The sequence below is a fragment of the Anaerostipes hadrus ATCC 29173 = JCM 17467 genome, assembly GCF_030296915.1.
GTDB lineage: Bacteria > Bacillota > Clostridia > Lachnospirales > Lachnospiraceae > Anaerostipes > Anaerostipes hadrus.
In genome coordinates this window covers 1440402-1460809 of sequence record NZ_AP028031.1, presented here as the reverse complement: position 1 = coordinate 1460809, position 20408 = coordinate 1440402, and the positions used below count along the sequence as shown (strand labels likewise).

21 protein-coding genes and 1 pseudogene are annotated in these 20408 nt (G+C 37.9%); 19 read left to right on the top strand and 3 right to left on the bottom strand.

Annotated features, from left to right (window positions below; translation table 11 throughout):
• Positions 1-10 precede the first annotated feature (10 nt).
• The 10 genes and pseudogenes from QUE18_RS07175 to QUE18_RS07130 all read left to right on the top strand — a co-directional run bounded on the left by QUE18_RS07175 (position 11) and on the right by QUE18_RS07130 (position 8269).
• The gene (locus tag QUE18_RS07175; RefSeq protein ID WP_009203327.1) at positions 11-1045 is read left to right on the top strand and encodes a molybdopterin-binding protein; all 1035 of its coding nucleotides are present in this window, start codon (positions 11-13) and stop codon (positions 1043-1045) included.
• A gap of 2 nt (positions 1046-1047) precedes the next feature.
• Positions 1048-1407, top strand: a complete 360-nt coding sequence (locus tag QUE18_RS07170) for a winged helix-turn-helix domain-containing protein (protein WP_009203328.1) — start codon at positions 1048-1050, stop codon at positions 1405-1407.
• A 6-nt stretch (positions 1408-1413) separates the two neighbouring features.
• On the top strand, positions 1414-1650 hold the full coding sequence (locus QUE18_RS07165) for a putative Se/S carrier protein (protein ID WP_008391133.1): 237 nt from the start codon (positions 1414-1416) through the stop codon (positions 1648-1650).
• A gap of 14 nt (positions 1651-1664) precedes the next feature.
• Complete coding sequence (gene yedF / locus QUE18_RS07160; protein WP_009203329.1) at positions 1665-2270, top strand: sulfurtransferase-like selenium metabolism protein YedF; 606 nt, start codon at positions 1665-1667, stop codon at positions 2268-2270.
• A 9-nt stretch (positions 2271-2279) separates the two neighbouring features.
• A pseudogene (yqeB, locus tag QUE18_RS13820) lies at positions 2280-3080 on the top strand (selenium-dependent molybdenum cofactor biosynthesis protein YqeB); the annotation flags it as partial.
• A 72-nt stretch (positions 3081-3152) separates the two neighbouring features.
• Positions 3153-4271, top strand: coding sequence for an aminotransferase class V-fold PLP-dependent enzyme (locus QUE18_RS13815; protein ID WP_242852709.1), 1119 nt, complete (start codon positions 3153-3155; stop codon positions 4269-4271).
• Between the two features lie 13 nt (positions 4272-4284).
• Positions 4285-5697, top strand: coding sequence for a selenium cofactor biosynthesis protein YqeC (yqeC, locus tag QUE18_RS07145; RefSeq protein WP_242852703.1), 1413 nt, complete (start codon positions 4285-4287; stop codon positions 5695-5697).
• 31 nt (positions 5698-5728) lie between these two features.
• Positions 5729-6919, top strand: a complete 1191-nt coding sequence (locus QUE18_RS07140) for a MalY/PatB family protein (RefSeq protein ID WP_009203332.1) — start codon at positions 5729-5731, stop codon at positions 6917-6919.
• 43 nt (positions 6920-6962) lie between these two features.
• Positions 6963-7562, top strand: coding sequence for a Na+/H+ antiporter NhaC family protein (locus QUE18_RS07135; protein ID WP_242852704.1), 600 nt, complete (start codon positions 6963-6965; stop codon positions 7560-7562).
• The gene (locus QUE18_RS07130; RefSeq protein ID WP_009203334.1) at positions 7559-8269 is read left to right on the top strand and encodes a Na+/H+ antiporter NhaC family protein; all 711 of its coding nucleotides are present in this window, start codon (positions 7559-7561) and stop codon (positions 8267-8269) included. The genes QUE18_RS07135 and QUE18_RS07130 overlap by 4 nt, the downstream gene beginning before the upstream one ends.
• Before the next feature lie 119 nt (positions 8270-8388).
• On the opposite strand, the gene sstT is transcribed toward QUE18_RS07130, so the two are convergent.
• Positions 8389-9627 carry a serine/threonine transporter SstT gene (gene sstT, locus QUE18_RS07125; protein WP_015530457.1) on the bottom strand — a complete coding sequence of 413 codons (1239 nt, stop codon included), beginning with the start codon at positions 9625-9627 and terminating at the stop codon, positions 8389-8391.
• 295 nt (positions 9628-9922) lie between these two features.
• Here sstT and trpS point away from each other — a divergent pair, with 295 nt between their 5' ends.
• The 7 genes from trpS (at position 9923) to QUE18_RS07090 (ending at position 17014) form a co-directional block, all read left to right on the top strand.
• Positions 9923-10981: a tryptophan--tRNA ligase gene (gene trpS / locus QUE18_RS07120; RefSeq protein WP_009264871.1), complete on the top strand. Its 1059-nt coding sequence runs from the start codon at positions 9923-9925 to the stop codon at positions 10979-10981.
• Between the two features lie 152 nt (positions 10982-11133).
• Positions 11134-12519 (top strand): acyl-CoA carboxylase subunit beta, encoded by a 1386-nt coding sequence (locus QUE18_RS07115; protein ID WP_009203336.1) that lies wholly within the window; start codon positions 11134-11136, stop codon positions 12517-12519.
• A gap of 15 nt (positions 12520-12534) precedes the next feature.
• A complete protein-coding gene (locus tag QUE18_RS07110) occupies positions 12535-12837 on the top strand; it encodes an OadG family protein (RefSeq protein ID WP_009203337.1) in 303 nt (100 codons plus the stop codon).
• 16 nt (positions 12838-12853) lie between these two features.
• Positions 12854-13174, top strand: a complete 321-nt coding sequence (locus QUE18_RS07105; RefSeq protein WP_009203338.1) for a biotin/lipoyl-containing protein — start codon at positions 12854-12856, stop codon at positions 13172-13174.
• Between the two features lie 15 nt (positions 13175-13189).
• Positions 13190-14338, top strand: coding sequence for a sodium ion-translocating decarboxylase subunit beta (locus QUE18_RS07100; protein WP_009203339.1), 1149 nt, complete (start codon positions 13190-13192; stop codon positions 14336-14338).
• A 13-nt stretch (positions 14339-14351) separates the two neighbouring features.
• The gene (locus QUE18_RS07095) at positions 14352-15746 is read left to right on the top strand and encodes an oxaloacetate decarboxylase subunit alpha (protein WP_040344146.1); all 1395 of its coding nucleotides are present in this window, start codon (positions 14352-14354) and stop codon (positions 15744-15746) included.
• A 149-nt stretch (positions 15747-15895) separates the two neighbouring features.
• Positions 15896-17014, top strand: coding sequence for a 5-methyltetrahydropteroyltriglutamate--homocysteine S-methyltransferase (locus QUE18_RS07090; RefSeq protein ID WP_009203341.1), 1119 nt, complete (start codon positions 15896-15898; stop codon positions 17012-17014).
• A 9-nt stretch (positions 17015-17023) separates the two neighbouring features.
• Here the strand turns inward: QUE18_RS07090 and truA are convergent, their stop codons facing one another.
• A complete protein-coding gene (truA, locus tag QUE18_RS07085) occupies positions 17024-17770 on the bottom strand; it encodes a tRNA pseudouridine(38-40) synthase TruA (RefSeq protein ID WP_009203342.1) in 747 nt (248 codons plus the stop codon).
• A gap of 168 nt (positions 17771-17938) precedes the next feature.
• Between truA and QUE18_RS07080 the strand changes: the two genes are divergently transcribed.
• On the top strand, positions 17939-19312 hold the full coding sequence (locus QUE18_RS07080; protein ID WP_009203343.1) for an aldehyde dehydrogenase: 1374 nt from the start codon (positions 17939-17941) through the stop codon (positions 19310-19312).
• 18 nt (positions 19313-19330) lie between these two features.
• Positions 19331-19585, top strand: a complete 255-nt coding sequence (locus QUE18_RS07075; RefSeq protein WP_008391098.1) for a hypothetical protein — start codon at positions 19331-19333, stop codon at positions 19583-19585.
• Positions 19586-19823: 238 nt separating this feature from the next.
• Here the strand turns inward: QUE18_RS07075 and yfcE are convergent, their stop codons facing one another.
• Positions 19824-20360: a phosphodiesterase gene (yfcE, locus tag QUE18_RS07070; RefSeq protein WP_008391094.1), complete on the bottom strand. Its 537-nt coding sequence runs from the start codon at positions 20358-20360 to the stop codon at positions 19824-19826.
• Positions 20361-20408 lie beyond the last annotated feature (48 nt).

Genomic DNA, 20408 nt, shown 5'->3' with positions numbered 1-20408 from the left:
GTGAAAAACAATGAAATTAGTGGATACAAAAGATGCTGTAGGAACTGTGCTATGTCATGATATCACACAGATCATCAAAGGTGTTACAAAAGACGCAAGATTCAGGAAAGGTCATGTAGTCAAAGAAGAAGATATCCCAGTGTTGTTATCCCTTGGAAAAGATCATTTATACGTCTGGGAAGCCGGAGACGATATGCTTCATGAAAATGATGCAGCAAGGATCCTTTGTGATCTGTGCAAGAATGAAGGAATGAAAGAGTCAGAAGTTAAGGAAGGTAAGATTGAATTATCTGCCGAATATGACGGACTCTTAAAGATCGACAAAGAAAAACTATTTACCGTCAATTCTTTCGGACAGATGATGATCGCGACAAGATCTGGAAATACTCCAGTCAAAGCAGGGGACAAACTAGCAGGTACGAGAATCATTCCACTGGTCATTGAAAAAGATAAGATGCAGGAAGTCAAAGACAGGGTTGGGGATACACCAATCCTGTCTCTTCTGCCTTATAAGAAGAAAAAAGCCGTGATCTTAGCTACAGGAAATGAAGTGTATTATCATAGAATTGAGGATACATTTACTCCAGTTGTGGCAGAAAAGATCAAAGAATACGGTGCAGAAGTGACCAGTACAAAACAGTTGCCAGATGACAATGAACTTTTAACAAAAACAATCTTAGAAGCTATCGAAAATGGGGCAGAAATGGTATTATGCACAGGAGGAATGAGTGTTGATCCAGATGACAAGACACCACTTGCGATCAAGAATACAGGAGCCGATATCATATCTTATGGAGCACCTGTTTTGCCAGGAGCAATGTTTTTACTTGCATATTATAAAAAAGGAGATCAGATAATTCCGATCATGGGACTTCCAGGATGCGTTATGTATTCAAAGAGAACTGTTTTTGATCTTATTCTGCCAAGGATCATGGCAGATGATAAAGTAAGTGCAGAAGAACTTGCACACCTTGGAGAAGGCGGATTATGTCTTGGATGTAAAGTTTGTACTTATCCAAACTGTGGATTCGGAAAAGGGTGGTAGACATGAAATCATATTTACCAAAACGTTTTGATTTCAGGGTCAGAGTTTTTATGGAAGAACCAGATTTTGGAAAAGGAGTTGCACAGTTATTATCATTAACAAGAGAGAAAGGTTCTTTATCTGCTGCATATAAATCCATGGGAATGGCTGCAAGCAAAGCATGGAAGATCTTAAATCGTGCGGAAGCAGACCTTGGAGTCAAATTAGTAGAACGAAAATCCGGCGGAAAGCAAGGGGGAGGTTCACACCTTACACCAGAAGGCGAAGATATTCTGAATCGTTATGAAAACTTTCAGAAAGAAGTTGCTGAAGCAGTAAAACGTTCTTTTATAAAAAACTTTGGAAATTCAGGAGAAACATAAAATATCATGAGAAAAAAAGAATTAAAAACAGTGATCACATTTGAGACAACAACACAGGCGATCGGTATGGAAAGTGCCTGCAAAAAACATCAGATCGCAGGAAGATTGATCCCAGTACCAAAAGAGATCACAGCAGGATGTGGAATGGCATGGATGACCCCTTTAGAAAATGAAGAATCTGTGGTACAATTTATGTCAGAATATGAAATCACCCCACAAGGGGTATTTCAGGTAGAAATTTAAATGGGAGGTTAAGTATGAAACAGATTGATGAAAGAGGGAATGCTTGTCCGATTCCGGTTGTACACACAAAGAAAGCATTAGAATCAATGGATGGAGAGACAAAATTAATCGTTCTGGTAGATAATGAACCAGCTGTCCAGAATGTTACAAGATTTGCAGAAGGTAAAAACTGCGAAGTTAAAAGCGAGAAGATCTCAGACAATGAATTTAAGATTGAGATCATGGCAGAGAATTATACACCGGCAGATGAGGAAGAAGAGATTGTCTGTGCACCATCTGCAAAGGATGATTTTATCATCGCTGTATCATCCAACGAGATGGGACAAGGAGAGAAAGCTCTTGGTCAGACATTGATCAAAGCGTTTTTATTTGCAGTAACAAAACAGGATAAACTTCCATCAAAGGTATTATTTTATAATTCAGGAGCATATCTTACATGCGAAGATTCTGATTCTTTAGAAGATTTAAAAACATTAGAAGCAGAAGGGGTCGAAATATATACTTGCGGAACATGCTTAAATTTCTATGATATTACAGATAAATTAGCGGTTGGTTCCATCACAAATATGTATGATATCGTAGAAATGATGGAAAAAGCAGGAAAAGTGATCAAACCTTGAGGAATATCTATGAAAGATTTAATCATTGTAAGAGGCGGTGGAGATATCGCCACAGGTACAATTTATAAATTGGTAAAAAGTGGTTTTCATGTATTGATCTTAGAAATTGCACATCCATCTGCAATTCGTAGAAATGTTGCATTTTCAGAAGCAGTTTATGAAGAAAAGTGGCAGGTTGAGGATATGACCTGCCATCTTGCACATGATATCAAAGAAGCAGAACAGATCATGAAAGCAGGGAATCCGGCATTAATGATCGATCCAAATGGAGAAATGATCAAACAATTGCATCCGATCGCAGTTGTTGATGCCATTCTTGCGAAGAAAAATCTTGGTACAACAAGAGATATGGCACCGATCACGATCGCTTTAGGACCTGGATTTACAGCAGGGGAAGATGTCGATGTTGTGATCGAGACGATGCGTGGACACAGGCTTGGAAGGATCATCAAAGAAGGCAGTGCGATCCCGAACACAGGAATTCCAGGAGTGATCAAAGGCTTTGGAAAAGAACGAGTGATCCATTCCCAAGCTAAAGGGATTTTAAGAAATATCTGTCATATCACAGATATGGTAAGCAAAGGCCAGTTATTAGCAAAGATAGAAACACCAGAAGGTACGATTGTTGATGTACCTGCAAGTATGGATGGATTACTGAGAGGTTTAATTCGTGATGGATATCCGGTGACAAAAGGATTTAAGATCGCAGATATCGATCCGAGAGCTGAAGAATACGATAACTGCTTTACAATTTCAGATAAAGCCAGATGCATTGCAGGTGGTGTTTTGGAAGCATTATTATATTTGAAAAATAATCTTTCCGATCAGCAGGAAGAACCGAATGTTCCTATATGTACCCATGAGAAACAAAAGGTAGAAACAATTTATGCAGATTATGCAGCAACGCATATCACGAAACCAGAGTGTGTCAAGGATGCAGTTATGAACGCATTGGCACTTGGCAACAGCGGAAGAGGTGTCAACGAAAGTTCTCTGGATGCTGCAAGAAAGATTTACGAAGTTCGTACGAAAGTAGATCAGTTTTTTGACGGCTATGGAGCAGAACAAGTTGTATTTACCAGTGGAATTACAGAAAGCTTAAACACAGTGATCAAAGGAAGCTTAAATCATGGTGATCATGTGATCACAACGTTTATGGAGCACAACAGCGTTCTTCGTCCATTATATGAGATGGAACGACAAGGAGTTTGCTTAACGATCACTTCACCAGATGTGGGGGATATCAAACAGGCAATCACAAAAGATACCAAGATGATCGTGATGACGCATGCATCCAATGTGACAGGTGAAATGTTTGATATCCAAAGTGTTGGAAAACTTTGTAGAGAAAAAGGAATTTTATTTGTCGTTGATACCGCTCAAAGTGCTGGAGTGATTCCAATCTCCATGAAGGAAGATAATATCGATATATTATGTTTTACCGGACATAAAGGCTTGATGGGACCGCAGGGTATCGGGGGGATCTGTATTAGAAAAGGTGTAGAGATTCGTCCGTTAAAAACAGGTGGAACAGGAATCTTATCATTTTCGAAAACACAGCCAGGAGTGCTGCCACAGGCATTGGAAGCAGGAACATTAAATGGGATCGGAATCGTAGGACTTGGGGCAGCGATTGATTTTATCAATACATATGGAATTGATAAGATACGTGAACAGGAAATGAATCTTATTGAAATATTTTATAAAAAAATTCAGAAGATCCAAGGAATTAAAATTTACCATGAAAAGCAATTAGATCTGACAAAACAAACCGCCATTTGTTCGATCAACCTGGAAGAATATGATTCCGGAAGTGTCAGTGATGAATTAATGGAACGTTTTCAGATACAGACAAGATCAGGTGCTCATTGTGCACCATTGGTACATGAGCATTTCGGTACGATAGAGCAGGGTATGGTAAGATTCAGTTTTGGACATGAGACAACAATGAAAGAAATCAACCAGATAATAAATGCAGTTAAGATTCTTGCAGAAGAATAAAGAGGAAAAAGATATGATCATTGCAGTTGCAGGTTCCGGTGGAAAAACAACGAGAGTTCATAAGTTAGCACAGTATTATAGAAGTCTTGGAAAGAAAGTCTTTGTCACAACGACAACTCATATGAAAAAGGAATCCGATACCGTGATCCCTGAAAATATAGAAGATATTCGAAAGCAATTAAATGAAACCGGATATTGTATGGCGGGAATGCCTGCGACGCCAGAAAATGCATTAGTACAAAAAATCGGACCATTACCAGAAGATTTCTATGAAACTGCAGTAAAAGAAGCAGATATCACGCTGATAGAAGCCGATGGTTCCAGGGGAATGCCGGCAAAGATTCCAGCGGATTATGAACCAGTGATCCCTGAAAATATCGATGAGATTCATATTGTGATCGGAATGTCAGCACTTGGGAAACCAGCCAGCAAGGTTGTTCACAGACTTTCATTAGCGGACAAGGATTTAGAGATTAAAGAAGATACGATCCTTACACCGCTGCATTTACAAAAATTACTGAAGAAAGGATATCTAGGACCATTGAGAGAGCAATATAAAGATACAAAAATCAAAGTATATCCAGGACAGGCAGGTACACTATATCAAAGAGTGATCGCTCGATTCTTACAGGAAGAAAAAGATGTCGCACAGATCAAGGACGATTGGTTTAAGATTCAGCCGAAATTAGTTATCTTCGGGGCTGGACATGTAGCGATCCAGTTACTCCGGATTGCGAAATTTTTAGATTTCTACACGATTATGATCGATGACAGAGAGGAATTTGCAGATTCAGAGAAACTATCACAAGCAGATGAAGTTTACTGCAGAGATTTTCATGACATAGAAGATATTTTGCCAGAACAAGATAACGCATTTTATGTGGTTGTCACACGTGGACATGCAAATGACAGATTATGTGCAGAAACGGTATTACGAAGACCATATCTCTATCTTGGAATGATCGGAAGCAAAGGAAAAGTTGCAAAAACCTTCGAGATAATGAAAGAAGAAGGATACAGTGAAGAACAGATCAGCACGATCCATGCACCAATCGGATTAAAGATCGGTGCAAGAACGCCAGAAGAGATTGCAATCAGTATCGCAGCAGAGATGATCGCAATCAAAAATCACGAAACAGAAAGTACGATGAGTAAAGAACTTTTTGAGACAAAAGAATCAGGAGTGCTGTGTATTATCACAAAGAAATCCGGTTCATCTCCACGAGGTGTTGGAAGTATGATGCTTGTCACAAAAGATGGAATTATTGGAAGTATTGGTGGAGGAAACTTAGAAAAAACTGTTATGGAAGAAGCACCATCGATGAAAGAGATCACAAGAAAAAAATATGATCTATCGAATGCACAGAGTGCAACACTTGGCATGATCTGTGGTGGTAAAAATGAAATATTATATGTTCCAGTATAAAAAGACAGAAAAAACAACACAGGAGTAGAAAATGGGAAAATACAATTTTGACGAAGTAATCGACAGACATGGAACAGATTGTTTGAAATACGATTTTGGAATGAAGAGAAAAGGAAGAGATGACCTGCTTCCTCTTTGGGTAGCAGATATGGATTTTCGTCTGCCAGATGAGATTCTTGATGAATTTCATAAAAGAATTGATCATGGGATTTTTGGATATACGGATCCCTTAGATGAATATTTTGATGCAATGAACCACTGGTTTTCAACAAGATACGGATATACGATCAAACCAGAATGGGTAACACTTGGAGCAGGAATCGTTTATGCACTTGGAACAAGTGTTAAGGCATTTACCGAAGAAGGAGATGCCATGATGGTTATGCAGCCAGTGTACTATCCATTTAGTGAAGTTATCAAAAATGATGGAAGAAAACTGGTAAACTGTCAGCTTCGTTATGAAAACAATCGTTATTCCATTGATTTTGAAAAAATGGAACAAATGATCAAAGAAGAAAATGTAAAAGCACTGATCTTCTGCAACCCACACAATCCAGTAGGAAGAGTCTGGACAAGAGAAGAAATGGAAAAAGTCGCAGAAATCTGTTTAAAATACAACGTAATCTGGATGGTTGATGAGATGCATTGTGATTTTATTTTTCCAGGACATGAGTTTACAAGCTGTATGAATCTGGATAAAAAATTTCATGAGATCATTGCTCTTTACAGCTCGCCAGGAAAGACATTTAATGTTGCAGGATTACAGCCAGCAAATATCATTATTCCAAACGAAGAATTAAGAAAAAAATATCAATGGGCTAATACACAGGCAGCTTACAGTCAGGGAAGCTTAATGGGACAGCTTGCTGTGAAAGTATGTTACACAAAAGGTGCTGACTGGGTAGATGAATTGGTAGAATATATATATGAAAACGTAAAGTATATGAGCCGATATGTAAAAGAGAACTTTCCAAAAGCAAAGATGGTAGAACCAGAAGGGACTTATTTAGTATGGGTTGATTTCTCAGGATATGGATTCAGCAATGAAGAATTAGAACATTTAATGTTAGAAGAAGCAAAATTGTGGCTGGATTCTGGAATCATCTTTGGACCAGAGACAGCACAGTTTGAGCGTTTCAACGTTGCGTGTCCACGAGTGACGGTTGAGCAGGCACTGACACAGTTAAAAAATGCACTGGATAAGCATCTGGCAGAGAAATAAGACAGATTTATCTGGATACATATTAAGATTGAGAGGAAAAGAAATGGAGAAACAAAAGAAAAATCTAGGATCTGTGGCCTTTCTTCCACTGATCGTATTTCTAGTATGTTATGTAGGATGTGGAATTACATTTACCTTGATGGGAGCAGACGACCCATTTGGAAAATTTCCACGTCATGTCGCACTTTTGGCAGGATGTGCGGTAGCACTTCTTTTAAACAGAAGTATGGATGTAAAAGATAAATTAAATATTATGACGACAAACATGGGAAATTCTGGAGTTATGATGATTGTTTTGATTTATCTGATGGCAGGGGGATTTCAGGGAGCAGCAGCGGCAATGGGAGGAAAAGATTCTGTTGTTAATCTATGTCTTCATGTGATTCCAGTAACATTTTTGATTCCAGGTGTATTTTTAATGTGCTGTTTTATTTCTACATCGATAGGAACATCCATGGGAACCATTGCAGCAATGGCACCAATCGCGATCAATGTGGCACAGGGAGCACACTTAAATGTTGCGATCGTTGGAGCAGCAGTGATCGGAGGTTCTTATTTTGGAGATAACCTTTCCATGATTTCTGATACAACGATCTCAGCAGCAGAAGGATGCGGTTCTGAGATGAAAGATAAGTTTAAATGAACTTCTTTATCGCATTACCGGCTGCGATCGTGGCAATGATCCTTTATTCAGTGGTCGGAGGTACTGGAAGTGGAGCAATCAAGGCAGGAAGTTACAATATCATTGAAGTCCTTCCATATCTTATCGTTCTTGGAGCAGCATTGATGGGGATTAACGTTGCAGTTGTACTTTTTGTAGGAATCCTCTCTGCAGGTATTATCGGATTTTGTGTGGGAAGCTGCGGATTTTTTGACTGGATTCAGGCAATTGGAAATGGTATGAGTGATATGTTTAGTATCAGTATGGTTGCGATCTTGGTATCTGGAATCATTGGTATTGTTCGCGAATATGGCGGAGTTGAGTGGCTGGTAGGAGCGATTAGTGGCAAGATCAAGAATAGACGTGGTGCAGAATATGGAATCGGGCTGATGTCAGGAATTCTTTCCGCGGCAATGGTAAATAACACGATTGCTATTATTGTTACTTGTCCGATCGCAAAAGAAATCGGTGAAAAATACAAGATTGCACCAAAGAGACTTGCCAGTCTGGTAGATATCTTTGCCTGTGCATTTATCTCATTGATGCCACATGATGGAGGTATGTTAATGATCACGGCACTCGCAGATGTGTCACCACTTAATGTGTTAAAATATTCATTTTATATGTTTGGATTGATCATTGCTACTTGTGTGACGATACAGTTTGGATTGATGGATGAGAAAAATTAGATTGTAATACAGAAGTGTAGTGAATATTCATAAAAATAATATAAGAAAAAAGGGTAATCACCTTGGAACGTATGAACACGTCCAAGGTAAATAACCCTTTTTTTATATTTCCACAACTTTTATTTATTAGGGATCAATACAATATCTTCCCCAGCTTTTCTTCTCTGATATAACTCAGCAGTTGCTGTAAGTAATACATCAGAAGAAGAGTTTAAGCAAGTTTCAACAGAATCCTGTACTACTCCGATGATGAATCCAACACCAACAACCTGCATGGCAACATCATTTGAGATACCAAATAAAGAACATGCAAGAGGGATCAACAGCAGGGATCCACCAGCAACACCAGAAGCACCACATGCAGAAACAGCAGCTAAGACACTTAAGATGATTGCTGTAGGAATATCAACAGAGATACCCATTGTATGAGCAGCTGCAAGAGACATAACTGTGATCGTGATCGCAGCACCATCCATGTTGATCGTAGAACCAAGAGGGATAGATACAGAATAGTTATCTTCATTTAATCCCAGTTTTTCGCAAAGAGCCATGTTCATAGGAATGTTTGCAGCAGAACTTCTTGTAAAGAATGCTGTTAAACCACTTTCTTTTAAGCATTTTAAGATCAGTGGATATGGGTTTCTGCGAAGCATACTAAATACGATGATTGGGTTTGTTACAAATACAGTAAATAACATACATCCAACTAATAGGGCAAGAAGTTTACCATAATCAGTAAAGATGCTTAATCCGTTTGTAGATACAGTGTTATATACAAGTCCAAGAATACCAAATGGAGCACAGTTGATGATCCAGTGTACAGCTTTTGTAACTGCAGCAGAGATATCATGAAGAGCTTTTTTAGTTCCAGGAGTTGCAGCTTTTAATGCAAGTCCAAAAACAACAGCCCATGCAAGGATACCGATGTAGTTTGCCTTTACAAGGGAATCAACAGGGTTTGATACGATATTCATTAATAAGTTCTTTAATACTTCTAACACACCCGTTGGAGGAGCGGCTTCAGATGTAGCAGCTTTTCCAAGACGTAATGTGATTGGGAAGAGAAAACTTCCACATACTGCGACAACAGCACCAATAAAAGTTGTTAGCATATAAAGGATGATAACAATACGCATATTTTTTGCACCGTTGCTCTTAGAATTTGCTAAAGAAGCAATGACAAGTACAAATACAAGGATTGGGGCTACAGCACGAAGAGCACCAACAAATAAATCTCCAAGTAGAGCAAGCCCTGTTGCTTTTGGAGCAGCTACACCAAGAATAGCACCGATGATCAGACCGATTAAGATTCTTACGATCAGACTTAAGCTATTCCACTTTTGCAATAAGTTTTTCATTTTAAAAATTCCTTCTTTCATTATTTTTTTATTTTTAAGTGATATTTTGATACTTACATCATATTTTCTTAAAAATAAAGAATCAATCTTATTCATTATATTTACTTTTATTCCTTAAGTCAATACAAAATGTCTTTTTTACGGAAATGAATGTCTTTCTGGTGCGGACACACAAAAATCTTTTCACAATGAAATATTGACACTTTACGCATTTGATTTTACAATAAAACATAAGAGTATAGATCATAAGAGAAGACGTACAAAGTCTATACGGAAAGCGGAAAAGGAGAAAATAATGAAACAGGTAATATTAACAGGAGACAGACCAACGGGACGACTGCATGTTGGACATTATGTAGGATCTTTAAAAGAACGAGTGAGACTGCAGAATTCTGGTAAATTCGACGAAATTTATATCATGATCGCTGATGCCCAGGCATTAACAGATAATGCAGAACATCCAGAGAAAGTAAGACAGAACATTATGCAGGTAGCACTTGATTATCTTGCATGTGGGTTAGATCCAGAGAAAGTCAATATCTTTATTCAGTCTATGGTACCAGAACTTACAGAACTGTCTTTCTACTATATGAACTTAGTTACAGTTGCAAGAGTGCAGCGTAACCCAACAGTAAAAGCAGAGATCAAACAGAAGAATTTTGAAGCAAGCATTCCAGTTGGATTTTTCACATATCCGATCAGTCAGGCAGCAGATATCACTGCATTTAGAGCAACGGTCGTACCAGCAGGAGAAGATCAGATGCCAATGGTAGAGCAGTGCAAAGAGATCGTACACAAGTTTAACTCTGTATATGGAGAGACATTAACAGACCCACAGATCGTACTGCCAGATAATCAGGCATGTTTAAGACTTCCAGGAATCGACGGAAAAGCGAAGATGAGTAAATCTCTTGGAAACTGTATTTACTTATCTGATGAACCACAGGATATCAAGAAGAAAGTAATGTCCATGTTTACAGATCCAAATCATTTAAGGGTTGAAGATCCAGGACAGGTAGAAGGTAATCCAGTATTTATCTACTTAGATGCGTTCTGTAAACCAGAATACTTTGAAGAGTTCTGGCCAGAATACAATAACTTAGATGAATTAAAAGCCCATTATCAGCGTGGAGGACTTGGAGATGTCAAAGTGAAGAAGTTCTTAAACAAAGTACTTCAGGCAGAATTAGAACCAATCCGCGAGAGAAGAAAGATGTGGGAAGCAAAACTTCCAGAAGTTGCAGAAATTCTTCAGCAGGGAACAAAAGCTGCAAGGGCAAAAGCACAGGAAACAATGAAAGATGTGCGTCATGCGATGAGAATCGATTATTTTAATGAAGAAGGATTATTTTAATTTTAGATCATATATTTTTAAAGTAAAGCATGACAAAAGGGTCTGCATATCCGTAGGATAGGCAGGCCCTTTTTTAACTTTATATCATAGGAAATTCCGATGAAATGCCACGATAGAATTAAAATACAAAAGAACAAGAAAAGGAGGTTTTTATGGAAAATAAATCAAAAGGGAAAGCAGTTGAAAGAATTTATGCATTGCTTGATGAGAGAAGTTTTGTAGAAATCGGACAGGCGGTAACAGCAAGAAGTACAGACTTTCAGTTAGACAAAGTAGAGACTCCATCGGATGGGGTTGTAACAGGATATGGACTGATCAATGGATGTCCAGTTTATGTATACAGTCAGGATGCCCAGGTACTTGGTGGTTCCATCGGAGAAATGCATGCAAGAAAGATCGTAAATCTTTATGACCTTGCGATCAAGACAGGAGTTCCAGTCATCGGGATGATCGATTGTGCAGGAATCCGTCTACAGGAATCAACGGATGCACTTCATGCATTTGGAATGATCTATAAGAAACAGGCAGAGGCATCTGGAGTGATCTTACAGATCAGTGCAATCTTTGGAAATTGCGGGGGTGGTCTTTCTGTATTTACAACGTTAACAGATTTTACATTAATGGAAGAAAAAGGACAGTTGTTTGTAAATGCACCAAATGCGATCGAAGGAAACAGGAAAGAAGTATTAAACAGTGCAAGTGCAGTCTTCCAGAGCAAAGAAGCAGGAACGGTAGATTTTGTTGGAAATGAAACAGAAGTTTTCGAAGAGATCCGAAAGTTAACCCAAATCTTTCCATCAAACTACAAAGATCAAAGCAAGGTCATAGATTGTGTAGATGACCTGAATCGTCTCTGTGAAAATATTTCAGCAGGAAATGGAAAGGAAATCTTGATACAAATTGCAGATCAGAATGAATTTGTAGAATTAAAGAAAGACTATGGAAATGATATGGCGATCGGATTTATCCGCCTGAATGGAGAAACGATAGGATGTATTGCCAATAAGGAAGAAAGAATCAGCGCACAGGGAGCGAAAAAAGCAGCATCCTTTGTGAAATTATGCGATGCGTTTGGCATTGGAATTTTGACAGTTACAGATACCGTTGGATTTGTAGCCGAAATCGAACAGGAAAAAGAACTTTCACAGGCAATCGGAGCAATGACAGGAGCGTTTGTACAGGCAACAGTTCCAAAAGTGAATGTGATCTCAAAGAAAGCATTTGGAAGTGCCTATGTATCTATGAACAGTAAATCAATTGGAGCAGACTTCGTATATGCATGGAGTGATGCAAAGATTGGAATGATGGAAGCAGATATGGCTGTCAAGATCATGTATCCAGGAGCAAATGCAGATGTACTAAAAGAAAAAGCAAAGGAATATGAAGAATTACAGTCAGATGTTTATACAGCAGCAAGACGTGGATATGTTGACACAGTGATCGATCCGGCAGAAACAAGAAAATATGTCATTGGTGCTTTTGAAATGCTGTATACAAAAAGAGAAATGCAGATACCAAAAAAACATTCTGTATTTTAAAGAAGGAGGGAACCTATGCAGACAGCAGTAAGTAATACGATCATGGGTGTATCCATTGTATTTTTTGTACTGGTTTCATTAAGTTTTCTCATTTACTTATTTCGTTTTATTCCAATGTTGGAAGAAAAATTGACGAAAAAGAAGATAGCAGAACCGGTAAAGCAAGAAGTACCTGTAGAGGTACCAGTAGAAAAAGAACTCGTTGATGATCTGGAACTAATTGCAGTGATCACAGCAGCGATCGCAGCTTCTGAAGGAAAAGATCCAAGACAATATATTGTTCGTTCGATAAAAAAAGTACACAGAAATCAATGGTAGATCAGGAGGAGAGAAAATGAAAAGTTATAGGATCACAGTAAATGGAAATGTATACGATGTAACAGTGGAAGAAACAACAGGAAATGAAGCAGCAACTGCAACACATCCAGTATCAAATGCAGGAAGTGTTGAGATTAAATCTTCTGTTCCAGGAAAGATCATTGCAGTTGAAGTATCACAAGGACAGGCAGTGAAAGCTGGAGATACGGTTGTGATCTTAGAATCTATGAAAATGGAGATTCCAGTCGTTGCACCTCAGGATGGAACAATTGCAAGTATCGCTGTATCACAGGGAAATAATGTTGAAAATGGAGCTGTCTTAGCTACAATGAATTAGAATGGAGGGGATTTGATGGCTAATATCACACATACTTTATCGAATCTGATCCACTCTACAGCATTTTTTCATCTGACATGGGGGAACTATGTCATGATCTTAGTCGCACTGGTATTTTTATATCTTGCGATCCGTCATGGATTCGAGCCATTGTTATTAGTACCGATCGCATTTGGAATGTTACTTGTTAATATCTACCCGGATATCATGGCAGATCCAGCAAGTACATCAAACGGTGTAGGTGGATTATTACACTACTTTTATACTTTAGATGAATGGAGTATTCTTCCATCATTGATCTTCCTTGGTGTTGGAGCTATGACAGACTTTGGTCCACTGATCGCTAATCCAAAGAGTTTCTTATTAGGAGCAGCAGCACAGCTTGGAATCTATAGTGCATATTTCTTAGCAATTTTCTTAGGATTTAATGGAAAAGCAGCGGCAGCGATCTCAATCATCGGTGGAGCAGACGGACCAACTTCCATTTTCCTTGCAGGAAAGTTACATCAGACAGGACTTATGGGACCGATTGCAGTAGCAGCATATTCCTATATGTCACTAGTACCGATCATTCAGCCGCCAATCATGAAATTATTGACAACGGAAGAAGAGAGAAAAATCAAGATGGAACAGTTACGTCCAGTATCAAAGACAGAAAAGATACTGTTCCCAATCATTATCACAATCGTTGTCTGCCTGATCCTTCCAACAACAGCACCGCTCGTTGGTATGTTAATGCTTGGAAACTTATTCCGTGAAAGTGGAGTAGTCAAACAGTTATCAGAAACTGCATCCAATGCTTTGATGTATATCGTTGTCATTTTACTTGGAACATCTGTTGGAGCATCCACAAGTGCAGAAAACTTCTTAAATATCGCAACACTTAAGATCGTATTATTAGGACTGGTTGCATTCGCAGTAGGAACCGCAGGAGGAGTCTTATTTGGAAAACTGATGTGTAAATTATCTGGTGGAAAGATCAATCCACTGATCGGTTCTGCAGGAGTATCCGCAGTGCCAATGGCAGCCAGAGTATCACAAAAAGTCGGAGCAGAAGCGGACCCAACGAATTTCTTATTAATGCATGCAATGGGGCCAAATGTAGCAGGAGTCATCGGAACAGCCGTTGCAGCAGGTACATTTATGGCGATCTTTGGAGTGTAAGGAGGAAAATATTATGGCAAAACCAATTAAAATAACAGAAACAATCTTAAGAGATGCACATCAGTCCCTGATCGCCACAAGAATGACGACAGAACAGATGTTACCGATCATCAACAAAATGGATCAGGTCGGATACCATTCTGTGGAATGCTGGGGTGGAGCAACCTTCGATGCATCCCTGCGTTTCTTAAAAGAAGATCCATGGGACAGACTAAGAAAATTCAGAGATGGATTTAAAAATACAAAATTACAAATGTTATTCAGAGGACAGAATATCTTAGGATACCGTCCATACGCAGATGATGTTGTTGAATATTTTGTACAGAAATCCATTGCAAATGGAATCGATATCATTCGTATCTTTGACTGTATGAACGATCTTCGAAATTTACAGACGGCAGTAAATGCAGCAAACAAAGAAAAAGGACATGCCCAGGTCGCAATGTCATATACATTGGGAGATGCCTATACCTTAGATTACTGGAAAGACCTTGCAAAAGGAATCGAAGATATGGGAGCAAACTCTATCTGTATCAAAGATATGGCTGGATTATTATTACCATACAAAGCAGAAGAACTGGTAAAAGAACTAAAAGCAACGGTTGATATTCCAATCCAGTTACATACACACTATACATCCGGAGTAGCATCTATGACATACATGAAAGCAGTAGAAGCCGGAGTTGATGTCATTGATACAGCTATGTCACCATTTTCCATGGGAACATCCCAGCCAGCAACAGAAGTTATGGTAGAAACATTCAAAAATACACCATACGACACAGGCTTAGACCAGAAATTATTAGCCGAGATCGCAGATTATTTCCGTCCGATCAGAGATGAAGCCTTAGATTCTGGATTATTAAATCCAAAGAACTTAGGAGTCAATATCAAGACCCTGCTCTATCAGGTACCAGGAGGAATGCTCTCTAACCTGACATCCCAGTTAGAAAGCCAGCATGCATCTGATAAATACTACGAAGTACTAGAAGAAGTACCAAAAGTAAGAAAAGACTTGGGAGAATGCCCACTCGTTACTCCATCCTCTCAGATTGTTGGAACACAGGCTGTATTTAATGTTGTGACTGGTGAACGCTACAAGATGGTAACAAAAGAAACCAAAGAAATCCTTGAGGGGAAATACGGAGCAACAGCTAAACCATTCAATCCCGAAGTACAGAAAAAATGTATTGGAGATAAACAGCCAATTACATGCCGATATGCAGACATGATCGAAGACGAACTTCCTGAATTTGAGAAGGAGGTAGCAGCTTATAAAGAACAGGATGAAGATGTATTAAGTTACGCTTTATTCCCTCAGGTTGCTACAGAGTATTTTAAATATCGCGATGCACAGGAAAAGAAAGTTGATGTTACAGAAGGAAATGAAGAAGCATACCCTGTATAAAATGTAATTCACTTTAATGCCTATGTAGTCCATTACTATAACTTAAAACTATGGCAAACTGATAATTATATATATTTTGAAAAATAGTTTTTTGATGATATACTCTATGTATAACTTAAAAATAAGGCAAACAAAGGAGATACAGCAAGATGAGTAAATTACAAGAGCCATTTCGATATGATTATGTAGGAAGCTTTTTAAGAACAGAAGAATTAAAGAAAGCAACAACACAATATAACGAAAACAAGATCACAAAAGAAGTATACGATAACATCGTAAATGAAGAGATCGCAAAATTAGTAGCAAAACAAAAAGAATTAGGATATCATGTGATTACGGACGGAGAGTTCAGAAGAACTTACTGGCATTTAGATTTTATGTGGGGATTTGAGGGTGTAGCACATGAACAGACAGGAAGTGGAGTACAGTTCGATGGAGAATTAGCTTCTTTAGAAGACACTTATCTGGTAGGAAAGATCAAAGCGAAAAAGCATCCATTTGTAGAGTATTTTAAATATTTAAAACAGTTTGAAGATGAAAATACAATTGCAAAATATACAATTCCTGCACCAGCACAGATGTTTCAGCAAATGATTGTTCCAACAAACATTGAAACGACAAGAAAATATTATGCGACAAATGAAGAATTGATTCAGGATATTGGTGTTGCATATCAGGATGTGATCAAACAGTTCTATAAGGCAGGATGCCGTAATCTTCAGTTAGATGACTGTACTTGGGGAGCAATCGTGGGAGATGCTGCGAAACAAAGATATAAAGCATTAGGAATTGATCTTGAAGATGTGAAGAAACAGCTGCTTACTGTGAACAACCTTGCATTAGAAGGAAGACCAGAAGATATGGTAATTACATCCCATATCTGTCGTGGAAATTATCATTCTACATTCTTCACAAGTGGTCCATATGATACAGTTGCAGATTATGTATTTGCAAAAGAAAATGTTGATGCACTTTTCCTTGAATATGATGATGAAAGATCTGGAGGATTTGCACCACTTAAGAAAGTATCAGAAGACAAGAAAGTTGTCCTTGGTCTGATCACGACAAAGAAACCAGATCTTGAAGACAAAGAAAAAGTAATCAACAGAATCAGACAGGCAGCAAAATACATTCCTTTGGAAAGACTATGCCTAAGCCCACAGTGTGGATTTGCTTCTTGTGCGATCGGTAATAAATTAACAGAAGAAGAACAGTGGGCAAAACTAAAATTAGTGAAAGAAATTGCTGAGGAAGTCTGGGGAGAATAAGATTAGATCTTAATACTCCACAGAAACCAGAAATAACCCTTGAGGCGGTGCAGTAATCCCTGCATCGCTTCTTTTTGTACTTTCCAGTGCTTTTGTAATATCCTCTGGTTTTATTTTTCCACATCCAACTTCTACTAAAGTTCCAGTAAGAATCCGGACCATGTTATGAAGGAAGCCATTTCCTGTATAAGAGATCTGGATTTCTTTTTTTGTCTTTTTGATCTCGATGTTATAGATAGTACGGACGGTAGATTTCTTCGTTTTCTTAATTGAAGAAAATCCTTTAAAATCATGCGTTCCGATCAGTAATGATGCAGCTTCTTCCATCTTTTTGATATCCAAAGTTTCCGGGAAATACCAAAGGTATTTACGTTCAAAAACATTCGATACACCAGGAATTGCAATCCGGTAAAGATAAGTTTTCTCTTTCGCATTTAAACGACTGTGAAAACGTTCGGAAGCTTCAGAAACTTCCACAATACCGATATCAGATGGAAGATATTTGGTAAGATAGTTTTTGATCTCACTAACAGACATCATACAGTTTGTATGGAAATTGGCAACCTGACCATAAGCATGAACACCAGCATCGGTACGGCCAGATCCATTGATATTGACATCTTCTCCAGTCATTTTTGATAAAACAGACTCTAATTTTCCTTGAATCGTATTCGCATTGGAATCACCGCCAAGCCTCTGCCAGCCCTGATAGCGGGAACCATCATATTCAATTGTTAATCTGATATTACGTTTCATATATGTATAAATCCTTTCATTGTAAAGATATGGTTGTTGTAAAACAAATTTATTATAGCGAATTTCTTAAAAAGTGGCAATAAATAAAAAAGAGAGGCGGTAGTTTACTATATATGGTAAAATTAAGATAAAACGCGGTGAAGGTAGAGAAAGAAAGGATAGGTTATCATGGAAATCAATCAAATGTTAAAAAGACAAGAACATTTTTTTCAAAGCCAGAAGACAAAGAAATACGAATTTCGAAAGAAAGCATTATTGCGCTTGGAATGTGCGATCAAACAACATGAAGAAGATATGGAACATGCATTATACAAAGATTTAGGGAAATCATCTTTTGAGTCCTATATGGCAGAGATTGGCATGGTAAAAAGTGAACTTTCTTATGCAAAGAAGCATCTAAAAAAATGGATGAAAACAGAGCAGGTAAAAACACCGCTTGCCCAGTTTCCATCCCAAAGTTATAAGATCAAAGAACCACTCGGAAAGGTATTGATCATAGCCCCATGGAATTATCCAATTCTTTTATCCTTACAGCCGCTGATCGGAGCGATCGCAGCAGGAAATTGTTGTGTTTTAAAACTATCTGAACACGCACCACATTGTGCCAGTCTTTTAAAGAAGATGATTGGAGAAGTTTTCCCTTCTCATTACGTTGCTGTGATCAATGGAGGAGTAGAAATCAGTGAAAAACTTCTGGAACAGTCATTTGATCATATTTTCTATACTGGTGGAGAACGAGTTGGAAAGATCGTGATGGAAAAAGCATCGAGACATTTAACACCAGTGACTTTGGAATTAGGTGGAAAAAGTCCATGCATTGTAGAAGAAAGTGCCAATATTAAGTTGGCAGCAAAACGAATTGTTTTTGGAAAATTTTTAAACAGTGGGCAGACCTGTGTTGCGCCAGATTACATTTTCGTAGATAAAAAAGCAGAAAGTGAACTGATCTTCTACTTAAAATACTGGATCAATAAAATGATCGGGGAACATCCTTTGTCGAATAAAGATTATTCATCTATGATAAATCCGAGACATTATCAGCGCATTATGGAATTGATGAAACATGAAAAGATCGTTGAAGGCGGTTATGGAGATATAAGACTTCGAAAGATCGCCCCAACGATACTTGTGAATGTAAAAGAAGAATCCACGGTGATGCAGGAAGAGATTTTTGGTCCATTACTTCCTATAATGACATATGACAAATTAGAAGATGCAGTTTCGTATATCAGAGATCATAACAAGCCTTTGGCATTGTATTTATTTACAGAAAATGATAAAGTAGAACAAGATGTACTTTCACAGTTGTCTTTTGGCGGTGGCTGTATCAATGATACGATCATCCACCTTGCAACTCCATATCTAGGATTTGGAGGAGTTGGGAATAGCGGAATGGGGTCTTATCATGGGAAGAAAAGTTTTGATACATTTACGCATGAAAAGAGTATCATAAAGAAATCAGATAAGATTGATATTCCAGTTCGTTATATGCCATATAACAAAGCTAAAGAACAATTGATGAAATTTTTTCTAAAATTATAAGATAAAGGAGCAACTTTTATGGAATTTACAAATGTATTACCAGGAGTGAAATTGGTAAAACAAGATGAAGCTGGGAATGAGGAAGAACTTTTTGTTTCACAAAATGATCATGTGATCGTAAAGACATTAAATGGAAGAGAGATCAAAGGTATTTTTATGCAGATTGAATTTGCAAGATGTTTAGAAGAAGATGATATTGTACATGTGCATAAAGACAACGGGGAAAATGAGGGAATCCCATTTGACACGATCGATGATATCATTAAGGGTTAAGAAAGAAATAGAGGATGAATTTATATGGGAAATCCAAATGATACTATATAATCTTCTAGTATATAAAACAAATAAAAAAGAGATAGAATACGAAACATGAATTTCATGACGGATTTTTTGCAAAACGCTGATCCGCCATGAAATTCAATCGTTTTCGTATTCCATCTCTTTTTTATTTGTTTTATATACATGAAGGTTATAGAATACCATTAAGATATGTGATAAGAAAACAAAAAAGTTAAAGTGTATGATATACGTCACCTTTTAAGGTTTTCCATAAAAACTTCTTATTTTCATAGATCATATACCCATGTTCGGATCCTTCTTTTGGGATGGACACAGATCCTGGATTTAAATATAAAAAGTTATCATATTCTTCCCAGGCTGGGATATGGGTATGGCCAGTCAACAGAATATCTCCTTTATGTAATTTTGGAGGATTTGCTGGAGAGTTTATGTGCCCGTGGGTTGCGTAGATGGTTTGTCCATCGATGTATAGGATGCAGGATTCGCTTAGGACAGGGAAGTTTAGTACCATCTGGTCGACTTCGGCTTCGCAGTTTCCTCTGACACAGATCAATTGGTCGCTGATAGCGTTTAGCATTTCGATGACTTGTTTTGGTGCGTAATCTTTAGGAAGGTCATTTCTTGGGCCATGATAAAGTAAATCTCCTAAAAGAAGTAGTTTATCAGGCTGTTCTTGTTTATATGCTTCGATTAATTGTTTACAGTAAAAAGCAGATCCGTGAATATCGGATGCGATCATTAATTTCATATGTAAATACCTCAATTCTGTAAAAATACGATAAAATATCTTTATTCC

Bases quoted from the DNA above. Each gene is read 5' to 3' on its own strand.
- QUE18_RS07075 (WP_008391098.1), top strand. From the start codon at position 19,331: ATGGAATTTACAAATGTATTACCAGGAGTGAAATTGGTAAAACAAGAT.
- yfcE (WP_008391094.1), bottom strand. From the start codon at position 20,360: ATGAAATTAATGATCGCATCCGATATTCACGGATCTGCTTTTTACTGT.
- QUE18_RS07140 (WP_009203332.1), top strand. From the start codon at position 5,729: ATGGGAAAATACAATTTTGACGAAGTAATCGACAGACATGGAACAGAT.
- QUE18_RS07165 (WP_008391133.1), top strand. From the start codon at position 1,414: ATGAGAAAAAAAGAATTAAAAACAGTGATCACATTTGAGACAACAACA.
- QUE18_RS07100 (WP_009203339.1), top strand. From the start codon at position 13,190: ATGGCTAATATCACACATACTTTATCGAATCTGATCCACTCTACAGCA.
- truA (WP_009203342.1), bottom strand. From the start codon at position 17,770: ATGAAACGTAATATCAGATTAACAATTGAATATGATGGTTCCCGCTAT.
- QUE18_RS07110 (WP_009203337.1), top strand. From the start codon at position 12,535: ATGCAGACAGCAGTAAGTAATACGATCATGGGTGTATCCATTGTATTT.
- QUE18_RS07090 (WP_009203341.1), top strand. From the start codon at position 15,896: ATGAGTAAATTACAAGAGCCATTTCGATATGATTATGTAGGAAGCTTT.
- sstT (WP_015530457.1), bottom strand. From the start codon at position 9,627: ATGAAAAACTTATTGCAAAAGTGGAATAGCTTAAGTCTGATCGTAAGA.
- yedF (WP_009203329.1), top strand. From the start codon at position 1,665: ATGAAACAGATTGATGAAAGAGGGAATGCTTGTCCGATTCCGGTTGTA.
- QUE18_RS07095 (WP_040344146.1), top strand. From the start codon at position 14,352: ATGGCAAAACCAATTAAAATAACAGAAACAATCTTAAGAGATGCACAT.
- QUE18_RS07135 (WP_242852704.1), top strand. From the start codon at position 6,963: ATGGAGAAACAAAAGAAAAATCTAGGATCTGTGGCCTTTCTTCCACTG.
- QUE18_RS07130 (WP_009203334.1), top strand. From the start codon at position 7,559: ATGAACTTCTTTATCGCATTACCGGCTGCGATCGTGGCAATGATCCTT.
- QUE18_RS07105 (WP_009203338.1), top strand. From the start codon at position 12,854: ATGAAAAGTTATAGGATCACAGTAAATGGAAATGTATACGATGTAACA.
- QUE18_RS07175 (WP_009203327.1), top strand. From the start codon at position 11: ATGAAATTAGTGGATACAAAAGATGCTGTAGGAACTGTGCTATGTCAT.
- yqeC (WP_242852703.1), top strand. From the start codon at position 4,285: ATGATCATTGCAGTTGCAGGTTCCGGTGGAAAAACAACGAGAGTTCAT.
- QUE18_RS07080 (WP_009203343.1), top strand. From the start codon at position 17,939: ATGGAAATCAATCAAATGTTAAAAAGACAAGAACATTTTTTTCAAAGC.
- QUE18_RS07170 (WP_009203328.1), top strand. From the start codon at position 1,048: ATGAAATCATATTTACCAAAACGTTTTGATTTCAGGGTCAGAGTTTTT.
- trpS (WP_009264871.1), top strand. From the start codon at position 9,923: ATGAAACAGGTAATATTAACAGGAGACAGACCAACGGGACGACTGCAT.
- QUE18_RS07115 (WP_009203336.1), top strand. From the start codon at position 11,134: ATGGAAAATAAATCAAAAGGGAAAGCAGTTGAAAGAATTTATGCATTG.